General features: G+C 53.4%; 16 protein-coding genes and 1 pseudogene. 13 read left to right on the top strand and 4 right to left on the bottom strand.

All coding sequences use genetic code 11. The features are described from left to right. Nucleotides 1–124: 124 nt before the first annotated feature. The 13 genes and pseudogenes from C5Y83_RS16330 to C5Y83_RS16270 all read left to right on the top strand — a co-directional run bounded on the left by C5Y83_RS16330 (nt 125) and on the right by C5Y83_RS16270 (nt 14,848). On the top strand, nt 125–703 hold the full coding sequence (locus C5Y83_RS16330; protein WP_105330845.1) for an adenylate kinase: 579 nt from the start codon (nt 125–127) through the stop codon (nt 701–703). A gap of 2 nt (nt 704–705) precedes the next feature. Then, nucleotides 706–1,482 (top strand): type I methionyl aminopeptidase, encoded by a 777-nt coding sequence (map, locus tag C5Y83_RS16325; protein WP_105330844.1) that lies wholly within the window; start codon nt 706–708, stop codon nt 1,480–1,482. Nucleotides 1,483–1,685: 203 nt separating this feature from the next. Beyond that, entirely contained in the window at nt 1,686–1,799 is a 114-nt protein-coding gene (rpmJ, locus tag C5Y83_RS16320) for a 50S ribosomal protein L36 (protein ID WP_105330843.1), read from the top strand. A 160-nt stretch (nt 1,800–1,959) separates the two neighbouring features. Next, nucleotides 1,960–2,343, top strand: a complete 384-nt coding sequence (gene rpsM / locus C5Y83_RS16315) for a 30S ribosomal protein S13 (RefSeq protein ID WP_105330842.1) — start codon at nt 1,960–1,962, stop codon at nt 2,341–2,343. A gap of 122 nt (nt 2,344–2,465) precedes the next feature. Beyond that, on the top strand, nt 2,466–2,846 hold the full coding sequence (rpsK, locus tag C5Y83_RS16310; protein ID WP_105330841.1) for a 30S ribosomal protein S11: 381 nt from the start codon (nt 2,466–2,468) through the stop codon (nt 2,844–2,846). Between the two features lie 84 nt (nt 2,847–2,930). Beyond that, entirely contained in the window at nt 2,931–3,926 is a 996-nt protein-coding gene (locus C5Y83_RS16305; protein ID WP_105330840.1) for a DNA-directed RNA polymerase subunit alpha, read from the top strand. A gap of 65 nt (nt 3,927–3,991) precedes the next feature. Further along, nucleotides 3,992–4,555, top strand: a pseudogene (locus C5Y83_RS16300) (bL17 family ribosomal protein); the annotation flags it as partial. Between the two features lie 256 nt (nt 4,556–4,811). Beyond that, nucleotides 4,812–5,510: a putative metallopeptidase gene (locus C5Y83_RS16295; RefSeq protein ID WP_233207256.1), complete on the top strand. Its 699-nt coding sequence runs from the start codon at nt 4,812–4,814 to the stop codon at nt 5,508–5,510. Nucleotides 5,511–5,695: 185 nt separating this feature from the next. Further along, on the top strand, nt 5,696–6,682 hold the full coding sequence (locus C5Y83_RS16290; RefSeq protein WP_105330838.1) for a DUF1559 domain-containing protein: 987 nt from the start codon (nt 5,696–5,698) through the stop codon (nt 6,680–6,682). A gap of 133 nt (nt 6,683–6,815) precedes the next feature. Next, a complete protein-coding gene (locus tag C5Y83_RS16285; RefSeq protein WP_105330837.1) occupies nt 6,816–7,238 on the top strand; it encodes a carboxypeptidase-like regulatory domain-containing protein in 423 nt (140 codons plus the stop codon). A 495-nt stretch (nt 7,239–7,733) separates the two neighbouring features. Continuing rightward, on the top strand, nt 7,734–11,552 hold the full coding sequence (amt, locus tag C5Y83_RS16280) for an ammonium transporter (RefSeq protein ID WP_105330836.1): 3,819 nt from the start codon (nt 7,734–7,736) through the stop codon (nt 11,550–11,552). Between the two features lie 2 nt (nt 11,553–11,554). After that, a complete protein-coding gene (locus C5Y83_RS16275) occupies nt 11,555–12,619 on the top strand; it encodes an HD-GYP domain-containing protein (RefSeq protein WP_105330835.1) in 1,065 nt (354 codons plus the stop codon). Between the two features lie 168 nt (nt 12,620–12,787). Beyond that, nucleotides 12,788–14,848, top strand: coding sequence for a LamG-like jellyroll fold domain-containing protein (locus C5Y83_RS16270; RefSeq protein ID WP_105330834.1), 2,061 nt, complete (start codon nt 12,788–12,790; stop codon nt 14,846–14,848). An 89-nt stretch (nt 14,849–14,937) separates the two neighbouring features. On the opposite strand, the gene C5Y83_RS16265 is transcribed toward C5Y83_RS16270, so the two are convergent. From C5Y83_RS16265 to C5Y83_RS16245, 4 genes are all read right to left on the bottom strand, one after another. Next, a complete protein-coding gene (locus C5Y83_RS16265; protein WP_158262382.1) occupies nt 14,938–17,085 on the bottom strand; it encodes a discoidin domain-containing protein in 2,148 nt (715 codons plus the stop codon). 106 nt (nt 17,086–17,191) lie between these two features. Beyond that, a complete protein-coding gene (locus C5Y83_RS16260) occupies nt 17,192–17,875 on the bottom strand; it encodes a hypothetical protein (protein WP_105330832.1) in 684 nt (227 codons plus the stop codon). 60 nt (nt 17,876–17,935) lie between these two features. Continuing rightward, nucleotides 17,936–18,604 (bottom strand): hypothetical protein, encoded by a 669-nt coding sequence (locus tag C5Y83_RS16255; RefSeq protein WP_105330831.1) that lies wholly within the window; start codon nt 18,602–18,604, stop codon nt 17,936–17,938. A 180-nt stretch (nt 18,605–18,784) separates the two neighbouring features. Continuing rightward, nucleotides 18,785–19,573, bottom strand: a complete 789-nt coding sequence (locus tag C5Y83_RS16245; RefSeq protein WP_105330829.1) for a class I SAM-dependent methyltransferase — start codon at nt 19,571–19,573, stop codon at nt 18,785–18,787. Nucleotides 19,574–19,893 lie beyond the last annotated feature (320 nt).

Genomic DNA, 19,893 nt, shown 5'->3' with positions numbered 1-19,893 from the left:
CCGGATCGCTTCGGCGGCGCGTATCACCTTCCCGGATCCCCACGTGAAGGTGATTTCGATTTTTTGACTTCGGCTGAGGTGATCGCCCTGGTTACCGAGGCCCAGCCAAGGCTGCGGTTGTGCCATGCGGATCATCTTCCTCGGACCACCTGGTGTCGGAAAAGGGACTCAGTCCCACAAACTTGTGGACTCGCTTCACATTCCGCATATCTCTACCGGCGAGATGCTACGCGAAGCGATTCGCGAGAAGACAGAGCTGGGTCTGAAGGTTGCTGCCCAGATGGAAGGTGGGCGACTGGCTGCCGACGAGATTGTCGTTCAATTAGTCCGCCAGCGTCTCGCTCAATCTGATTGCCGCAACGGTTATCTCCTCGATGGTTTTCCGCGGACACTGCCTCAAGCGGCATCACTCGACCTGGCCTTGGCCGTGGATGACGAAAAGATCGACGCGGTTCTCAATTTGACGGTCGACCAAGATGAGCTGTTTCGCCGCTTGATGGACCGTGCGAAGAAGGAAGATCGCGGCGACGACAATGCCGAGACGATCCGCAAGCGGATGGAAGTCTATGACGATATGACTTCGCCACTCATTAAGTATTACAGCGAACAGGATGTGCTGCATCGTATCGACGGGCTCGGAAGCGTCGAAGAAGTGTTCGCGCGGATTCTGGATGTCCTGAACAAGGTAGAGCAAGACAAGTAGGCATGATCACGCTCCGTTCGCAGCGCGAGATCGACAAGATGCACGTCGCTGGCCAACTTGTTCGCCAGGCGCATCAGCAGGTGTCTGCCTTGGTGAAACCAGGGATCACGACTGCCGAGCTCGATAAGGCGGTCGACGACCTTTTTGCCGAAGCTGGGGCGATTCCGCTTTTTAAGGGCGTGCCTGGTAAAGTTCCTTTTCCGGCGGCAACCTGTATTTCGGTAAATGATGAAGTCGTTCATGGAATCCCAGGGAGCCGTGTACTAAAAGAGGGAGACGTCGTCAGTGTTGATACTGGCGCCAAGATCGGCGGCTGGTGCGGCGACTCTGCGTGGACTTATGCGGTGGGTGAGATTAGCGACGAAGCCCGGAAGTTGATGCAGGTAACCGAGCGAGCTCTGCAGATTGCGATCGAGCTATTGCCAGTTAAGAAACGCTGGAGTCAAGTTGCCAAGGAAATGCAGGCCGAGGTCGAATCAGCTGGTTTTTCGGTGATCACAACGCTTGTGGGGCACGGAATCGGCAAGACGATGCACGAAGAACCTCAGGTGCCCAATTACGATTCTAGAGAGTTTAGGAAGAAAGGAGATTTTGATCTCCGCCCCGGATTGGTATTGGCGGTTGAACCAATGGTTGCCGTCGGACGGCAAGATCTTTATCTCCATGGCGATGGATGGACGCTTTCCACTAAGGACAAGAGTCTAACTGCCCATTTCGAGCACACGTTGGCGTTGACCAGCAGCGGTGTTCGCATTTTGACCGGTGCCGATCCGACATAGCTTATTTCGGAAGGGAAGACTTCGGCCACGGTTAGCCGCCAAAGTACCTCCAGCAAGAGGCTAAAAGAGGACTGGTCAAGAGGAATGTCATGAATCGGGTGCGAAATCGAAAGATTTTCGCATTCTCGCCCCTTGCCACTATTTGAGGAAGTCGGGTATACTGTCCCGCTTCCCCAACGCCCAAGGTTTGGAAGTAGAGAGTCATGAAGGTAAGAGCCAGCGTAAAGCGTATTTGCGACAAATGCAAAGTCGTCCGCCGTCGCGGTCGAGTTTATGTCATTTGCGAAAACGCACGCCATAAGCAACGCCAAGGTTAAATGGTGGACGGCCGGCGTTTGTTTCCTCTTTGCCACGGTGTTTCTTCAAATCTTTGAGGTCGCCCGGTTCGGGCAAGTGAAACACCTGCTTTCTGTTCGCAATCCCTAGCACAATACATTTTCGATATCTGGCCCCAACGGGCCGCCACAGGAGATCACCATGCCACGTTTGCTCGGTGTGGACATTCCCAACGATAAAAAGACCTGGATCAGCTTGACGTACTTGTACGGCGTCGGCCCGGCTGTCGCTCGCGAATTGTGTGTGAAGGTTGGCATCGATCAAGATCGCCTAGCTTCTGAAATTCACGAAGACGAATTGAGCCGTTTGGCAGGTCTGCTGGAAAGCGAATACACGGTCGAAGGTCCCCTTCGTCGTCAGCTTTCGCAGAATATCCAGCGTCTCAACCGTATCGTTTGCTATCGCGGTCTGCGTCACCGTCGTGGTCTTCCCGTTCGTGGTCAGCGTACCCGAACCAATGCTCGTACCCGGAAGGGGCCGAAGAAGACCGTTGCCGGTAAGAAGGGCGTGAAGGATCTCCGTTAATCTCGGGGTTGTTAATCCTGGAAAGTGCAACGCCGGTCCTGTTTCGCGATGCACTACGCATAAACAAGCACATCAAAATCATTCCGCGAAATGCTACACCCGTTGTGGTGGGAGATAGTTAAGTGGCCAAGGTCGTAAAGCGAAAGACGCGACGTAACGTTCAGCAAGGGGTTGTCCATATCAAGGCAACCTTCAACAACACCCAGGTGACCATCACCGATAGCAAGGGTGACACGCTGTGCTGGGCGAGCTCCGGAACTTGCGGCTTCAAGGGAAGCCGTAAAAGCACTCCGTTCGCCGGTCAATGTGCGGCTCAACAAGCTGCTGAAAAGGCTCTGAAGTTCGGTCTGCGAGAAGTTGACGTGAAGGTCAACGGACCGGGCAGTGGTCGTGAAAGTGCGATCACCGCTTTGGCCGCCGCTGGTCTGACGGTCAAGTCGATCGAAGATTGCACCCCAATTCCGCATAACGGTTGCCGTCCTCCAAAGAAGCGTCGCGTCTAGTATCGCGGTCATTCTCTTGGGCGATCCGGATTAGCCGAATCTCAAGACACACTCATAGCAGCACGGAACATAACGGAGCGAACTATGCATATTCGATGGCGTGGGTTGGAATTGCCGAGTGCGGTCACTTGCGAAACCGAGACCCTCTCCTCCAATTACGGCAAGTTCATTGCAGAGCCGTTTGAGCGTGGTTTTGGTGCCACGATCGGAAACAGTCTGCGTCGTATCCTCCTCTCGAGTCTCGAGGGTGCAGCGGTCACGCAGATCAAGGTTCGCGGTGCACAGCACGAATTCACCAGCATTCCTGGTGTTGTCGAGGACATGACCGACATCGTCTTGAACATCAAGTCGGTGGTCGTCAAAAAGCATTCGGAAATGACGAAGGTCATCACGATCGAAAAGCAGGGCCCCTGCGAGATCACTGGTGCCGACATCCAATGCGATGCTGACGTCGAGATCATTAACAAAGACCTGCACATCTGCACCGTCACTGGCGAAATTCCATTCATGATGGAAATGGTCGTCGAATCGGGTCGCAGTTACGTTCCATCGACCGAACACAGCTCAGCCGAACACGAGATTGGGATCATTCCCGTCGACGCCGTGTTCAGCCCAGTGACCCGCGTTCGCTATACGGTTGAAGAAACGCGTGTCGGTCAGAAGACGAACTACGATCGCTTGATCCTTGAGATCTGGACCGATGGTTCGGCTCATCCAGAGATGGCCTTGGTGGAAGCCGCGAAGATTTTGCGGAAGCACCTCAACCCGTTCGTGCAATACAACGAATTGGGCGCCACGATCAATATGCCCAGCCGTTCGACCCCCAGCGGGTTGGATCCGGTGATGGAAGCGAAGCTCAATATGAGCTTGGCTGAGTTGCATCTTTCCGTTCGTGCAGGCAACTGTCTCGAGTCGGAAAACATCCACACGGTCCGCGACCTGGTTCGCCGCACTGAAGACCAACTGATGGAAGTTCGGAACTTCGGTGAGACGACTCTGACGGAAGTTCGCGAGAAGCTGAAGGAATACGGCTTGCATCTCGGTATGCGTGTGCCCCCGGCCGCCAGCCCAATGCACTAAACCGTTCCAGGATTCCCAACAAGACACTTGCCAATTTCGGCACCCGTTAAGCACGAATAAGTACCATGCGACACCTTAAAAAAGGCCGACGACTCGGACGTTCGTCCACTCACCGCAAGGCCCTGTTTCGCAACATGGCCAGCAGCTTGTTGTTGACCGAACGTCCTGATGACGTCAACGAAAGCTACTACCTGTATAGCGACTATCTCCCTTCGGATACGCCTTCGACCGGCCACAACACGCCGAAGGTTAAGGGACGCATCGTTACGACCGTGCAGAAGGCGAAGGAACTGCGTCCTTACGTCGAAAAGGTCATCACGATCGCCAAGGCGGCTCTGCCACACTTGGAAGAAGCCAAGAAGTACGCTACCACTGCGAAGCCAGCTACGGACGAGTATCGCACCTGGCGGAAGAGCGAAGAGTGGCAGAAGTGGAACGCTGCGATGGCTCCAGCTTTGGCTGCGCGACGTCGTGCGGTTGCTTTGCTTGGTAACCAGCGTGCCGTCGAAATTTTGTTCGACGAAATCGCTCCGCGCTTCGTCGATCGCAATGGTGGTTACACGCGTATCCTAAAGTTGGCCAAGCCACGCTTGGGTGACGCGGGCATGCAAGCCATTTTGGAATTCGTTGGTAACGAACGCGACCGCGTGAAGACCGAGGCCGAACGTCCAGCGTTCGATAGCGACGAAGAAAAGGCACCAGCGCCAGCTGCGGCACCCGAAGCCGAAGTCGCCGAAAGCCAGACGGAAGAAGCTCCAGCAGAAGACGCTGGCGAAGAAAAGCAAGAGGGTTAGTCCTTCGGCTGATTTCGATTCACGTCGCCTAAAATAAAGAGAACCGCTATACTTCCCAAGGTATAGCGGTTTTTTCATGGATGGGTAGTCAGTGACACGGTCATCTCGTCCCAAACGTCGAAAGTCGGCTTCTTCTGCGAAGCCAAAGGTCAGCATGCCGGCTCGTGTGCCCAAGCCGTCGATTGGGCGGGTGCGCTTGCAGCAGTCGGTTGGACGACGCGGTTTCGATTTTACCTATGCGATGAGGGTTCTGGTCAACGACATGGTTGACCGGATGCCGGAGTTATCGCACATCGATATGTCTCGCGTCGCGGTGGCGATGGTCCAGGCCAGGGTCGAATCAACGCATGGCATCTTTGCGACGCTAACTCCTATGCGATTTGAGCAAGGATCTCGTTTCACGGTCAAACGCGGTCGGAAGTATGGTGTGCAGACGCTATTGGATGAGCATGGCCGCGAGATGCTCTATATTCTGAGCTTCTATCTGCCACGGTTTCAGAATATGGATTTCTCGGAGAAGATGATCACCATCTTCCACGAGTTGTGGCACATCAGCCCTGATTTCGACGGAGACATTCGTCGGCATCCTGGTCGGTGCTATGCTCATTCGTCGTCGCAGAAAGAATACGACGAGCATATGGCTGTTCTATCAGCCAAATACCTGATGAAGAAACCATCGCCTCGACTCTACCAGTTCTTGGAAGTCGATTTCCGCAAACTGTATGCGAGTAGCGGCGGAGTTTATGGAGTGAAAATTCCACGACCCAAGCTAATTCCGGTTGCTGCCTAAGGCGCACAGTTTGCCTAGCTGGGCTTGTTTTGCCAGATTCGGGAATTTCATGCGTATTAACTTCATAGTTAGGACGCAGAAATGTTGCGTGCGAAGTACCTGACCGGTAAGGTGGAGGGTAAAGAAAAGAATATGGGGAAAATCTAATCTATTCTATCTCATCCCTCGCAGTACGGAGTATCGTCATGCGAAAGTCTTCTCCACTCGGCTTCACTCTGGTCGAGTTGCTCGTGGTCATTGCCATTATCGGTGTCTTGATCGCGCTTCTATTGCCTGCGGTCCAACAGGCTCGTGAGGCTGCTCGGCGTATGTCGTGCACGAACAATTTAAAACAAATCGGTATCGCGATGCACAACTATCACGATACCTACAAGACCTTCCCACCCGGATGTATTGGGAGTTCGACGGCCGTGAATCCTCCTTCGGGGCCGCAAATGTGGGGCTGGCCGGTCTTCATTCTGCCACAAATTGAACAATCGGCCCTGCATGACGTGCTGAATCCCAACAAACGCCGCTTGGTCGATCTGCTGAACAACGCCAGTCAGCGCGATATCGTTCAGCAAGCGATTGAAGCTTATCGCTGTCCTTCTGACCGCACGAAGGACACGGTCAAAGGCACTCCCCAAACTTTCGACTTCAATGGTACCGCCGCGGTTGGGACGAACTACTTTGGTGGAACGCTGAACTATCTAGGCGTTGGGGCATTCGCTTCGCTGGATCTCGACGATCGTCCCAGCGGTCCGCTCTTCCGCAATAGCGAAACAGGATTCCAGGATATGGTCGATGGGGCGAGCAATACGTTCCTGGTTGGCGAACGTGATTTCGATTGCTCGTCCGGTGTTTGGGCTGGTGTGCGAAACGATGGCGGACCGGGTCCTCGCGGGATCAATTATGTCACCGGTCGTGTTAGCATTCCGCTCAACTTCAAGACCAAGCCGAAAGGCAATAACGGTTGCAATGAAGCATTTAGCAGTTCTCACCCTGGCGGCGCAATGTTCTTGTTTGGTGATGGAAGTGTGAAGTTCATCAGCGAGAACATCTCGTTCAACAACAGTAACGCCACGGTTGGTGACAACGTTAACGCCGTCAACGGCAACTTCAACATGAATAATCTTGGGATCTACCAACGTTTCGGTCTGATGAATGATGGTCAGGTTGTCAGTCTTGAGTAGGCCTTTCCCGATTGTGATTTCGTGATTCGAGCAAGGGCGCAGAGCATTCCGATGCTCGCGCCCTTGATTCTTAAATTCATGTCGAAAGCGTATCTAAAATTTTCGATTTCGCTCTCTTTGATGAGGAAACTATATGAATCTTCTGAAACCACGGAATTACCATTGGACTTGCATGTTGTTAGTCCTTGGTCTGTTTTCGGGTTGCTTCGGCAATACGGGCGATCGGCCCGATACTGGCACCGTTACAGGTGTCGTCACACTCGATGGAAGTCCGGTGGAGGGCGCTACGGTTACCTTTCAGCCAAATGATGGTCGTCCATCTGCAGGTGAAACGGACGCATCCGGCAAGTATGTTCTGATGTACAGTGTCGACGTCGAAGGTGCGAAGGTTGGTCAGCACACGGTCACGATTTCCAAGGAAGATCAAAAGTTTGATGCCGATGGCGAACTGACGAGTTCCAAAGAGACCCTTCCCAAAGAGTACAACTACGAGTCCGAACTCACCGAAGAAGTCAAAGCAGGTGAGAACACGATCGACTTCAAGTTAACCTCCTAGCGACTGAGGCATCGGCAGGGAGGTACCTGGCCTCCCTGCTCTGCTCTCAACATTTTTCTGTCGGTCCGACGCCTACGAAAGTCGATGGCTCACATTTCCAACGGGCAAATTCGGCTGCGTTTCCCTACCGATTTTCTCGACCGATAAGCTGAATCTGAGAACGTAAATTGATTGCGCATTTTCGGAACAACGCCGTTGCCGTACTCCCTCTCTTTTGCGGTCTTCCCTACCTCTTCGACCAATCCTCTTCCTAATGGCACGTTACGACTGTCGTAATCAATACGATAGGAATCCCTCTGTGGTGAGTTGATCAAACATTGTTCACTCATCCTCTTGCGTCTCGGCAAGAAAGAGAATCTACGACCTAGGGTTTTCTGATTACTAACAAAGCCACCATTTGGGTGGCTGTCATGTAGCCGAAAGGTCGCCACTTAGACTTGGCGGAATGAGTGGCCTTGGTGGTTTACTGCGCTTGCACTTGGGAACACGATTGCCATGCCCTCCGCCCTGCCACAACTTGATATCGCTTGGATGCTGATCTGCGCTGCTCTGGTCATGTTGATGCAGGGTGGTTTTTGTCTGCTGGAAAGTGGTCTCGTTCGGGCCAAGAACAGCTTCAATGTCGCTCTGAAGAATCTGATCGACTTCTGTATCTCTTCGGCGGTATTCTGGGCTTTTGGCTTCGCGATTATGTTCGGAGCGAGTTACCACGGCTGGTTTGGCACGACCGGCTTCTTTCTCGATGAGACGGCCGACCCGTGGCTTCTGGCATTCTTTCTCTTTCAGCTAGTCTTCTGTGGAACTGCCACAACCATTATTTCCGGGGCCGTTGCCGAGCGAATTCGCTTTCGTGGCTATGTCATCATCGCCCTGTTTGTTTCCGGTTTCGTTTATCCGCTCTTTGGACATTGGGCATGGGGCGGAGCAGCCACTGGCGAGGCTACCGGTTGGCTTGCGAAATCAGGCTTCATTGACTTCGCCGGATCCACGGTGGTGCACTCGGTTGGTGGTTGGGTCGCGCTGGCTGCGATTCTGGTCCTAGGGCCGCGACTTGGTCGCTTTGACAAAGAGCGAGCAGGCATCCATGGACACAACCTCACTCTGGCTATGTTTGGAGTGCTTCTACTTTGGTTCGGTTGGTTCGGATTCAACGGGGGAAGCACCCTCGCGATGAACGATCAGGTTCCCATGATCATTGTGAATACCAACCTGGCCGGAGCTTTTGGTGGCTTGGCCGGTCTGATTGTGTCGTGGATCATTCATCGACGTCCCGATGTCGGTCACACCATGAATGGAGCGATCGCCGGGCTCGTCGGGATCACGGCGTCTTGCCATATCGTGGCGCCTTGGGCGGCGGTCGTCATTGGCATCGGGGCCGGTTTGATTTGTTGCCTGGTCACCGAACTGCTGCCGCGATTGAAAATCGACGACGTTATCGGCGCTTTCCCTGCCCATGCATGTGCGGGGGTTTTTGGAACGTTGGTGCTGGCCTTTCTCGCCGATACACGTCACTTCGGCGAGGGAATGACCCACTGGTCTCAGTTCCTGGTTCAATTGCAGGGCGTGACAGCGTGTTGCGTGCTCTCATTCGGTGGCGGTTTCGCATTCATTTATTTGGTCAACAAAGTCTTTCCGTTCCGGACCATCGCCGAACATGAAATGGCGGGACTCAACATTTCGGAACATGGAGCCAGCACGGAGCTTATCGACCTGCTGACAAACATGGCCCAGCATCGCGAGGAAGGGGATTTCTCGCGACCAGTTCACATCGAGCCACACACGGAAGTCGGGCAGATTGCCGCGGAATACAACCGCGTTTTAAAACGAGTCAGATCGGAAATGGAGCATCGAAACGAGGCCGAAAGTCGCTTTCGCGGAATCTTCGAGAACGCGGTGGAAGGCATCTATCAAACGACCCCCGCTGGGCAGTTCATGACGGCCAACCCAGCGCTCGCACGCATGTTGGGATACGACAGCTTGGCGAGCCTGTCTGAATCGATTGAAGATGTTGGCAAGCAAGTTTATGTCGATCCGAATCGACGAGACGAATTCGTCGAGATCATCACTGAGCATGGACTGGTCTTCGCCTTCGAGTCCGAAATTCGTCGCGCTGATGGCGAAACGATGTGGGTCTCTGAGAATGCATCGGCTCGCCGCGATCTGGAAGGGAATCTGCTTTACTACGAAGGAACCGTGGAAGATATCACGGAACGTCGTAAGGCTCGTCGCTATCAAGAAGAGAAGAACGCCGCCGACGCCGCGAATCGCGCCAAGAGTGACTTTCTGGCCAGTATGAGTCACGAGATCCGCACGCCGCTGAATGGGGTGATTGGATTCTTGGACTTGTTGGCCAATACCGACCTGGACACCAGTCAGCGCCGCTTTGTTGACCTGGCCAAGAGCTCGGCGGGAACGTTGTTGCATTTGATTAACGACATTCTCGATCTATCCAAGATCGAAGCTGGGGGAATCGAATTTGAATCTTCTGAATTTGTCCTGCACGACTTGGTGGAATCGGTCCCCGAACTGTTCGCCCCACAAGGTCGCGAACGCGGCTTAGAGCTAAATTGCTGCATTCGTCCCAACGTGCCGAACGCCGTCATTGGTGATCCCGAACGGATTCGCCAAGTGTTGGTAAACTTGTTCTCCAACGCGGTCAAATTCACCGAACATGGGGGTGTGAATCTGCACATCTCGATCGATCAGCGAGAGTGCAATGGCAAAGGGAATAACGAAGTCTGCGTTCGCTTCGCGGTCGAGGATACCGGCATCGGGATTCCTCAAAGCCGCATCGAACGACTCTTTAAAGCGTTCTCGCAAGTCGATGCCTCTACCACACGAAAGTACGGCGGAACGGGACTCGGTTTGGCGATTTGCAAACAGCTCGTCGAGCTCATGGGGGGCGAGATCAGTGTCGAGAGCGAAGCGGGTAAGGGATCTACCTTTGCGTTCTGTATTCCGTTGCAACGCGTCGAGCGTTCGCAGTGTGACGTCATTCCGAATGTGACCGGGCTCCGTGTTTTAGCGGTCGACGACAACCATATGAATCTGCAGGTCTTGAAAGAGCAATTGCAGCTTTGGGGGGTCGAAGTCACGACGGCCAGCAACGGCGAACGCGCGCTGGCCCTGCTCGACGAAGCGTACGATCGCACGTCACCTTACCACTTGGCTATCCTCGACCATATCATGCCTGAAATGGACGGCATCGCGCTGGCGAATTTGATTACTCAGAACGAGAAGCACACCAACACGAAGTTGTTGATGCTGACGTCGTACGATCGAAACATTTCGCAGGACGAACTCAAACAGCTCGACATGCGTTGCCTGACGAAGCCAATTCGCCAATCCCGCTTGCTCGACGTACTGGTTAATCTCTCTGGTGGACGGCGATCTGCTGAGTTGCCACGCAAGGAAACGGCCGTCGTCAGCACCAATGACCATCGACATGCGGACGCCAAGATCTTGGTTGTCGACGACAACGAGATCAATCGCATCGTGGCTAACGAGATCCTCACCGCCGAAGGGTTTGAAGTCCTCCTAGCGGAAAATGGTCGAGAGGCGGTCGAGCAAGTCATGAAAAGGAATGTTGACTTGGTGCTCATGGACTGCGAAATGCCCGAAATGGACGGCTTCGAGGCAACACGAAAAATCCGCCAGTTCACCGAGCAAACGGCAACGGAACTCCAAGGCTTGCCAATCGTCGCGTTGACGGCTCAAGCCGTGAAGGGTGACCTGGAACGCTGCTTGGCAGCGGGCATGGATGGTTACGTGATGAAGCCAGTGAATCGCGTCGAGCTGATTTCGATGATCTTGCAACAGCTTGATCAAAGCCGACTTGGTATCACGGCGACTAGCTCAAACGCGATTCCTGAAAAGATCGAAAACATTACGGAATCTGTTGAAGCAACGGAAGATGTCAAGATCGAAACCATCGCCGCACCAGCAATCGTTTCCGAGCAAATTGCGATAAGCGATCTAGAAGAACGGTGTGGTGGCGACCAAGCGTTGATCCAACGAGTGCTCAACAAGTTTACCGCCAAAGCAAGATCTGAGATTACGCTGCTGCAGGAACACGTCGCTTCGGGTGGGATTCCGGATGTGGTCCAAGTGGCCCATTCGCTCAAGGGAATGGCCGCAAACGTAGGAGCTCAGGCCGTTTCCGATGTTGCGGCCAACATCGAACTCGCGGCACGCCAAGAGCAGACCGACGGGTACGATTTAATGCTTCAAGAGTTGAATCAAAAATATGAGTTGTGCGAGGAAGCCATCGGCTTACTCTTAAACAATCGCACTGCCGAGGAGGCCTCGTTGTAGAGATGGACGCGGCGGAAACCAAGACAAGTATCCTGGTCGTCGACGACGATGACATTGCTCTCGAGATGATCGAGCATTACCTGTCCCAGGAAGGGTTCCTGGTGCATACGGCGTTGGACGGCCGTGAAGCGCTCGAGCTTTTGGAGACTCGCGAGATTCATATCGTGATTACCGACTGGGAAATGCCGGTGATGAACGGTTTGGAACTTTGCCGACACATTCGTCAGCGATTTACGGAGCATTACATCTACTGCATCCTGCTAACCAGTCGAGGACGTCACGAGGAAATCGTCGAAGGGATGGCTTCTGGTGCGGACGACTTCATGGTCAAACCGTTCAATCCACCAGAGTTGCTTGCTCGGATCAATGCCGGAATTCGTTTGGTCGGGCTTGAGACACGGGACTTAGTTATCTTCGCGATGGCTCGTCTGGCGGAATCACGTGATACTGAAACAGGGGAACATCTCGAGCGTGTTCGCCAGTATTCACGCTGCCTAGCCGAGGCGATGGCGCGGATGCCACGATTCGCGGATGTCATTGATGGTGAATTCATTCGTCTGATTTATCAAACCAGTCCCCTGCACGATATTGGCAAGGTAGGCATTCCGGATGGCGTGCTGTTGAAGCCTGGCAAGCTGACAGCTGATGAATTCGAGGTAATGAAGAGGCACACGCTTCTAGGGGCCGATACCCTCGACGCGGCTCTGAAGAAGTTCCCGCGTGCTCGGTTTCTGCGGATGGCCAGGGACATTGCCGCGTCGCATCACGAAAAATGGGACGGCACCGGTTATCCTTACGGTTTGAGCGGCACGAGTATTCCCTTGGCCGCTCGGATTGTGGCGGTCGCCGATGTTTACGACGCGCTGACCACGCGACGTATCTACAAGGAGGCCTATTCAACGGAGTACGCCGAGAAGGTTATCCTGGAAAGCAGCGGTCAGCATTTTGACCCCGATGTCGTGAGCGCCTTCGAGGCTTGCAAGGACGAGTTCGTGCAGTTCGTTCATCGCTATGCGGATCCTATCGAGGAGTCTTCCGGCATCACGACTGGTGGGCATTCCACCTGATCTCGGGGGCAAGTGGCCTTCTCCGTATCGGTTACCCCCGCTGGAATGTGAAGTTTCACCGCGCCATTTGCTGCGTAGCTCGAAAGTCGCTGGACAACGGGAATCGTCCCGGGTAGCTTCAATCGACTTGGACTAGCGATTTTCGCGATTAAGTAAGGCAGAAAGAATATGACGCGGTACCAACGTACATTTGGCATGGCAATCGGGATGGGGCTGATCGCGTTCAGCTCAGTCTTCGCCCAAGAAAAAGAGCAAGAGAAGGAGGCGAACCCAACGCCGTTTCTCGTGCACGATCGCCACATGCATCACCACAATGATCACCACGCGACCGAAGAAGCTACGGAAAAGCGTTTCTTCACCACTCGTTCCAGCAACGTGATGTTGCCTTTGCCGACCGAAGACGACGCATTCGTCTTTGCCGTATTTGGCGACCGAACGGGCGGACCAGACGAAGGAGTCAACATCCTGGCCGATGCGGTTCGCGATGTGAACTTGATCGAGCCTGATTTGGTGATGACGGTCGGCGACTTGATCAACGGTTATAACAAAACCGACAAGTGGGTCACCCAGATGACCGAGTTCAAGACGATCATGAACGAGTTGCTGTGCCCTTGGTTCCCCGTGGCTGGTAATCATGATATCTACTGGCGTCCGCTGGACGACCCCAAGGTTTTGCCGAAGCAGCACGAGCAGCACTATGAAATGCACTTCGGCCCTCTGTGGTACTCGTTCGAGCACAAGAATTGCAACTTCATCGTACTCTTCTCCGATGAAGGAGATCCTGAAACGGGCGAAAAAACTTTCAGTAAGCCAGCCGCTCAGAAAGTGAGCGAAGAACAGTTCGCCTTTTTGAAGCAAGCTTTGGAACGTGGTAAAGACTGCGATCACCAGTTCTTGTTCCTACATCATCCTCGTTGGCTCGGTGGAGGTTACGGGAACGATTGGAAAGATCGCGTTCATCCGTTGTTGAAAGATACCGGCAATGTTACGGCCGTCTTCGCTGGCCACATCCATTACATGCGATACGATCCGCAAGACGGCATCGAGTATGTTACTTTGGCGACCGTTGGTGGTGGACAATCGAGCAAGGTCCCCGAAGCTGGCTATTTGCATCAGTATCACCTGGTAACCGTCCGTCCGAAGCAAGTCGCGATGGCCGCCTTCCCGGTTGGCGAAGCGATGAACGTTCGCGAGATCACTGGCGAGTTACAGCAGCAAGCCGTGAAACTCGCCCAACAGAAACCGGAGATTCAAAGCACGCTGAGCATCAATTCCGATGGACCTCAGAAGGGAACGGTCACGGCAACCATCAATAATCCTTCGGATCGTCCAATCGATTTCACGCTGACACCAAGCAGTCGAGATTCGCGCTGGAGCATTTCGCCAAATCACACACACGGACACGTGAAACCAGGCGAGTCGCAGAAAATCACCTTCCATGTGTCGTATAACGGGAAGACGCTCGACGATTCGTTCCAAGGGATCGATCTGGTCTTGGCTCAAGATTACCTGGCTCGCACAACACGTTACGCGATTCCGGAAGTAACCACATCGGTCGATTTCAAGATTGATCCCGAAATGATCAAAGATGACGCGGCTAATCGGGCGTTGTCGCTCAACAATCCGGGCGATGCGATTGAGATCGATTCCAGCGAACTGAAGCTACCGGAAGGGCCGTTCACGGTTGAAGCTTGGTTCAATGCCGAATCGTACTCGGATCGCGTCGGCTTGGTTGCTAAGACACAAAGCAGCGAATTCAGCATCTTCCTGAACGACGGAAAGCCATCGGCAAGCGCCCATCTCGGTGGGAAGTACCGTGCTGTTCATAGTGAAGAAGCGGTTCCCACGGGTAAATGGACGCACGTCGCGGCAGTTCGTGACGAGACGACCATTTCGTTGTTTGTTGATGGCCAATTGGTGGATCAGAAACAACTAGATCCAAGCTGGAAGCGAACCACGAACAACTTGCCGCTATTCATCGGGGCCGACCCTGATAAGAATGGCAGTCCTGTTTCGTTCTTCCACGGCCAAGTGGACGAAGTCCGCGTGACCGCTGCCCCGCTCTACTCGAAAACGTTCAAGCCAGAACGTCGTTTGAAGGCAACCGACGACACGGTTCTGCTGCTGAACTTCGACCAGAAGATCGGACCTTGGCACGTCGAACGTGGTCCAAACAAAGTCAGCGTTGGCGTGCAAGGTGCACCGCAACTGACCGCTCCGCTTGACTAACCGCACCCTAAGTATTTTGTAAAAATCAAACGCCCGGATCTAATTAGGTCCGGGCGTTCTTTTTGTTTGTGCTCTGCGAGGCTACTTTGCTAGTTCGTGGATGGCTGTGAGGTCTTGCCGTAGAGTTCGATGTCCGCAATGCGTGTCGTTCCATCTTGTCCCTCATCTTCAAGCACCAGTCGTGCGTGGCGAGCTGTTATAGGCGTAACGTCGATATCGGTAACATCGCTGGCGTTATTCTCGACGCGAGCCGCCGTCTGCCAGACTTTGCCATCCACGCTCGTTTGTAATGAGAACTCGCGCGTATTAAAAGCAGGATCGAGCCCCGCCGCACCAGCATGACGCACGATCAAGCGATCCAGTAGATAGATGTCGTCCAAGTCGAATTGAATGGACTTGCTACCCTTCGAATCGCTTTTCCAAACCGTCGTAGGGGTTCCATCGGTAGCCAAAGTCAGCGAAGAATCTTCCGTGTCGATCGATACGCGCGTGTCAGGATGCATCATCAAATTAAAGGGAAGTTGATGTGCCTGATTAAACAGATTGAAGTAGTGGTCAGCCCGTACGAATTCAATCTGACCGGGAAACTCGCGTTCGAAGGATTCGACAAACTCTAAGATCTTGGCGGGCTTCATTTCGCTCCAGATGTCGACTTGATACGCCAGGAACTGCGGTGAATCACCCTTCCCGTTTCGCATTCGTCGGTGGAGCGATTGTTGGAAGTGTTGGTATGTGCTGGTGTACGGAATGACTAGCTTCTCGAAACGGAGACGGTCTCCTTCAATGCTGCTTCGTACGGAAGGAACGTCTTGAAAGTTTTGAACTGTAATACCGTAAACCTGCCGGCAATGTGTTTCGTAGGTTTTTCGTTGCCAGGACGAAAGATTGTCCCAAATCGTGATCGCCCGCAAGCCGGATCGCTGTAGATAGGTTGCGGTCAGCTGGGTGTATGCGGCCAGGTCATCGTGGTTCTTGGTGAACTCGCCGATCGGAGCACCTGGCTCGGTCAGCGTGTTGTACGGAATCAAGTAACCCATGCCCGAAGGCCCTGACACGAAGCAATCTTGAGGTGTGGCGTGGTCGTAGTAGTAGTTCAGTAAGCCTGGACCGATATCAACCAGGCCCGGCGAGATGGTCCAGGTTAGCGGAACCTCTCCACGCTGAGATTTCGAGCGATCCCAAAGTCGACGCATGGCCCGTTGATTGTATTGAATGTTATCACCATCGCTGATGATGATGGCGACGTACGTCTTGTTCGCCAGTTGCGGCATCTTGGGGACGGCAGGAATACGAATGGTATGATCGCCACCAGAGTAGACCGTGGCGTTTAGATAGTGGTCGGCCGGTAGCGTGCCGATTCCAAATTCGGATGCGGTGGTGATTCCGGATCGCTCGGTGGTATACCAACCCAACATCACGGCACTACCTGGTGTCATATCGGCTAGAAACTTTCGCATTACATCGCGTTCTTCTTTAATCTGACAGTCGAGCCAGACAATTGCTCCGCCGCATGCCGCGGCCAAGTCACGCGTGTGATGAAGATCGCCACCCCGATCACTTGGGCGAGCGCTTATCAGGAAACGCTTCTCGCATTGCGGCCAGTACGTTTCATGAAGATGCGTGTAGATATCGATTGGCGAGGTCGCTTCCCGTTCGGTTAGATCAACGACGACTTTCAGCTCGAGCCCTTTTTCCTGAAAGTGCTTGTAAACCTGGGAGGTGACAGGCAGCAGATGCTTCAGCCCAGCAACGGTTCCGGCGACATTTCGGTAGTGCGGACTTCGCTCAGTATCGTATAGCACCACGCCTGCGAACTCGTCCGCATATTTGGCAAGTAATTCGTATTTATCGCGATGATCGTACGTGCGTCCGGCGTTTAGATGAAGCGTTGGCGTTTTCAGCCAGGTATCTCGCCCGGCATCACTCCGGGCATCAAGGAGGAAAATCCGCGGCTGTCGACGATTCACCTGCCCTTGTAGCGAAGAGAAGGTGATCTGCTCGTCCCGAGTTAGCGATTGGACTTGGATGACATCAAGCTTCGTAGCCGGCGCTGCGAACGTTGGCAACGCCTGACCTTTCGGCCAGGAAATTCCAGATGCCGGGCTTTCAACGGCGGGATACGGAATGAATTGATTCGCTGCCACTGAATCAGCAGCCCAGCAATCGGCGGGGGACGTGACAAGGAAGGAGATCAGCAGCCACGCCAACACGAACAACATCAAGCGGTAATTCTTCATAAACTTTCGCAATAGAACAACGTTTTGATCTCCATTGTATTCCATCGGCGGTCAGTGAAAGTGCGGATCCCCACGTCGGAACATCCGAATCTACCTGCGTGCGGTACTATTCAGGGGGCGAAATCTGCGGCAACTCCGGTAATCTTTCTCGCTCCAGGGTGCGCAAAATCCGCAGCATACGACGTTCGAGCAGCTCTTTCGGAGTGAGCGGCGCGTTGCTCGTGAGACGATCGAGCTTGTCATTGAGAAGCTGATGTAGTTCTAACGCATTCTCCGCCTGACTTTTCAGGTTAACGCCCCAGCTCTCATCGATATTGGTTTCTAGGTCGAGAACCGATTGCTGAGCAAGTTGCGGCACTTCTTCTAGCTGTTGAAATGCGTCTTCGATTTCATCATGGTTGTTCTGCAACAGTTCTCGAAACTCTTCCGCACTTAATTCGGTCGTTTCGTCCAACGTGTACTTCAATTGCCGCCGCGTTGCGTCTTCCAGCCACTGGCGCACCTCAGGGGTTGTTGCCACGAGCTGGTTGCTAAGTGACTCGGCGATCTGCGGTGCGTTTTGTTGGATGTCGCGGGTGACATTCTTGCGAATGTCGGGATAGTTTTGGCGAAGTGCCTTCTCGGCCTGATCGACCAAGTGTGTCGGATTCAGTTTGCTGCGAACGTCGCGGTAGGTGTATGTTCCGATCGCGATGACTTCCACAACAAACAGGCCAACGAGGATGGCCGTAAATAGATTGGATTGGAAGAAATTGTTGAACTGGTAATCGTCAGATGTTGAGGATGACATAGAGCTGGCCTTTTCGAAATTGGTTTTCGCGCGAGGTGAACGACAGAGAGTGATGCCTGACTAAGGGCTAACCACTTGTTGTTTGGCCTCGTCCGTAAAAGCCAAGACAGACCAGTCGGCACCATACTCCAGCAACTGCTCTTCCAGCGAAGGATCATCTTTGGAGGGTGGCTCAAGCGGCTGAATTTTGCTCCATGCAAGTTGAGTTCGTTCCGCTTCGTTCGCGAAATCGTCGAGATAGTACCGTTCGATCAATCCCTCACCCGCCTGTTCAAAGTGAGCGATTAAGCGATCGAGCGATTCGTCATCCGCATAGTCCGGAAATTCCTCCGCGATGACTTGGCGATGTCGTTGTAGATAATCCCGATACTCTGCCTTCACGGCATCCACGAAAATCTCGTCGGCATTTTGAACGTAGGTTTCGCCTTGCTGGCGAAGGGTCCGTAGGTAGAGGCTAGAGTCTTTCTGGGCTTGCTGGTAAAGGGCTTCGCTGAGAGGCGGAGTAATTTCGGCGACGAGTTGTTGAGCTTCTGTCTTTATGGTGGCGCTGTTGGCATCAAGTCGAGCAAAGACTTCCTTCGCGACGGCTGATTTGTCGACAGGAACTCGCGATTTCTGGCCAAACATGCCGTAACACCAAATGCCGAGAGTTACCAGAATGATCGCCGACAAGCCAATATTACTGATGGTTGCGTAGGTAGGAGAGGAGGGAGGCGGGGAAGCTGGCATGATTGTCTCCTTCGAGAAAACAGGTACTGAGCGAAAAGAGATTCTCTTCGCCCGCGAGGCGTACCTATTAACCGGGCAAATACCGCGCCAACCGAAAATCGAGTCGAATTACGCTAAACGCTATACAAGAGGTAGCAAAGGCTTGCCCGATTTGTCGAACGTTTGGATCGTCGTCCGGTCCTAGCACGGCTGCGAAAAAAGCACGAATACGCCAAGATGGCCGCCGTGATTGGTGAACTCGACGTGAAGATCTTTCACGCCAGCGTTTTGCAGGAGAAACAGAACCTGATTGAGGTGATAGGAATTCATCTGCATCTGAGGACTTTTAGGGGAGCCGAACCATTGGCCGAGTGTGCGGCGCATCGCGGAATTGCCCCAAGTCGATCGCCAAAGATTGCGAAATGAAGGAATGCGAGGAGGAAGACCGAGGCCAGGGGCGTTCTTTATGTTGCTATAGGTAAGTTGAATCGCCCCGACACCGCCCGGCGAGATCGCCTGGACCAATTGCTGGAAAACTTCGATTCCCTGACGCGGATGAATATGCTGTAGCACGATGTAGGAATGAACTAGGTCAAACTTTTTTTTGATCGGAAGCTGAGTGCCTTCGATCTGAAGTAGTTCAAGATTCTCGATGCCGAGTCGCGATTTGTTAGCCTGGGCTTCGGCGAGCATTCCTTCGGAGATATCGATTCCGGTTACCTGTCGGGCAACGCGAGCAAAAGCGATCGCCATCCGCCCTACCCCGCAGCCGTAATCGAGCACGCTTTTCGGCTCGAACTCAGAATTGACGTGTCGGCGGCAAAGTTGGAGGACGTGTTCGACGCTCTGCCGGCCGGTTTCGAAGAACTCGTGCCGGGCTTGGTCATCAAGGCTTTGGGAGCGGAATTTCTCGTCGGTGATCACTCCATAATAAGGATCGACCTCTCCCCACTGTTTCCAGGCCTGATCGGTCTTCGATGGGCGTATCATGATCGACTCCGCATGTTCGAGTGTTTCTAGCAAATGCTCAGAAGCATCGGCCTATCTCCCCCCTAGTAGCAATAAGAGGGGCAAAAGCTTAACGAACTTCGCGGTCACCGACAACGCGAGTCTTGTCCTGGTGGCTGTGTGCATATTGCTATCACCAGTAACTAGCAGGCGCGTGCAGAACTGACACGCGCATAAAAAAAGCCTCTCAGATCATAAGACCTGAGAGGCTTTTATATAAATAAGGTAGTGACTTGCTTGAGTGATTGGTGGATGTCCCACTTTGGGTTCTTGGGTTCGTGAAAACCACTTGAACCTAAAGT

Source organism: Blastopirellula marina (genome assembly GCF_002967765.1).
GTDB lineage: Bacteria > Planctomycetota > Planctomycetia > Pirellulales > Pirellulaceae > Bremerella > Bremerella marina_A.
Note: the sequence above shows the minus strand (reverse complement) of the source record. Positions and strands in the feature narration are given on the sequence as shown.

Excerpts from the sequence above, each read along its gene's own strand:
- C5Y83_RS16330 (WP_105330845.1), top strand. The coding sequence starts at position 125 with ATGCGGATCATCTTCCTCGGACCACCTGGTGTCGGAAAAGGGACTCAG.
- map (WP_105330844.1), top strand. The coding sequence starts at position 706 with ATGATCACGCTCCGTTCGCAGCGCGAGATCGACAAGATGCACGTCGCT.
- rpmJ (WP_105330843.1), top strand. The coding sequence starts at position 1,686 with ATGAAGGTAAGAGCCAGCGTAAAGCGTATTTGCGACAAATGCAAAGTC.
- rpsM (WP_105330842.1), top strand. The coding sequence starts at position 1,960 with ATGCCACGTTTGCTCGGTGTGGACATTCCCAACGATAAAAAGACCTGG.
- C5Y83_RS16305 (WP_105330840.1), top strand. The coding sequence starts at position 2,931 with ATGCATATTCGATGGCGTGGGTTGGAATTGCCGAGTGCGGTCACTTGC.
- C5Y83_RS16290 (WP_105330838.1), top strand. The coding sequence starts at position 5,696 with ATGCGAAAGTCTTCTCCACTCGGCTTCACTCTGGTCGAGTTGCTCGTG.
- C5Y83_RS16285 (WP_105330837.1), top strand. The coding sequence starts at position 6,816 with ATGAATCTTCTGAAACCACGGAATTACCATTGGACTTGCATGTTGTTA.
- amt (WP_105330836.1), top strand. The coding sequence starts at position 7,734 with ATGCCCTCCGCCCTGCCACAACTTGATATCGCTTGGATGCTGATCTGC.
- C5Y83_RS16275 (WP_105330835.1), top strand. The coding sequence starts at position 11,555 with ATGGACGCGGCGGAAACCAAGACAAGTATCCTGGTCGTCGACGACGAT.
- C5Y83_RS16270 (WP_105330834.1), top strand. The coding sequence starts at position 12,788 with ATGACGCGGTACCAACGTACATTTGGCATGGCAATCGGGATGGGGCTG.
- C5Y83_RS16265 (WP_158262382.1), bottom strand. The coding sequence starts at position 17,085 with ATGAAGAATTACCGCTTGATGTTGTTCGTGTTGGCGTGGCTGCTGATC.
- C5Y83_RS16260 (WP_105330832.1), bottom strand. The coding sequence starts at position 17,875 with ATGTCATCCTCAACATCTGACGATTACCAGTTCAACAATTTCTTCCAA.
- C5Y83_RS16255 (WP_105330831.1), bottom strand. The coding sequence starts at position 18,604 with ATGCCAGCTTCCCCGCCTCCCTCCTCTCCTACCTACGCAACCATCAGT.
- C5Y83_RS16245 (WP_105330829.1), bottom strand. The coding sequence starts at position 19,573 with ATGATACGCCCATCGAAGACCGATCAGGCCTGGAAACAGTGGGGAGAG.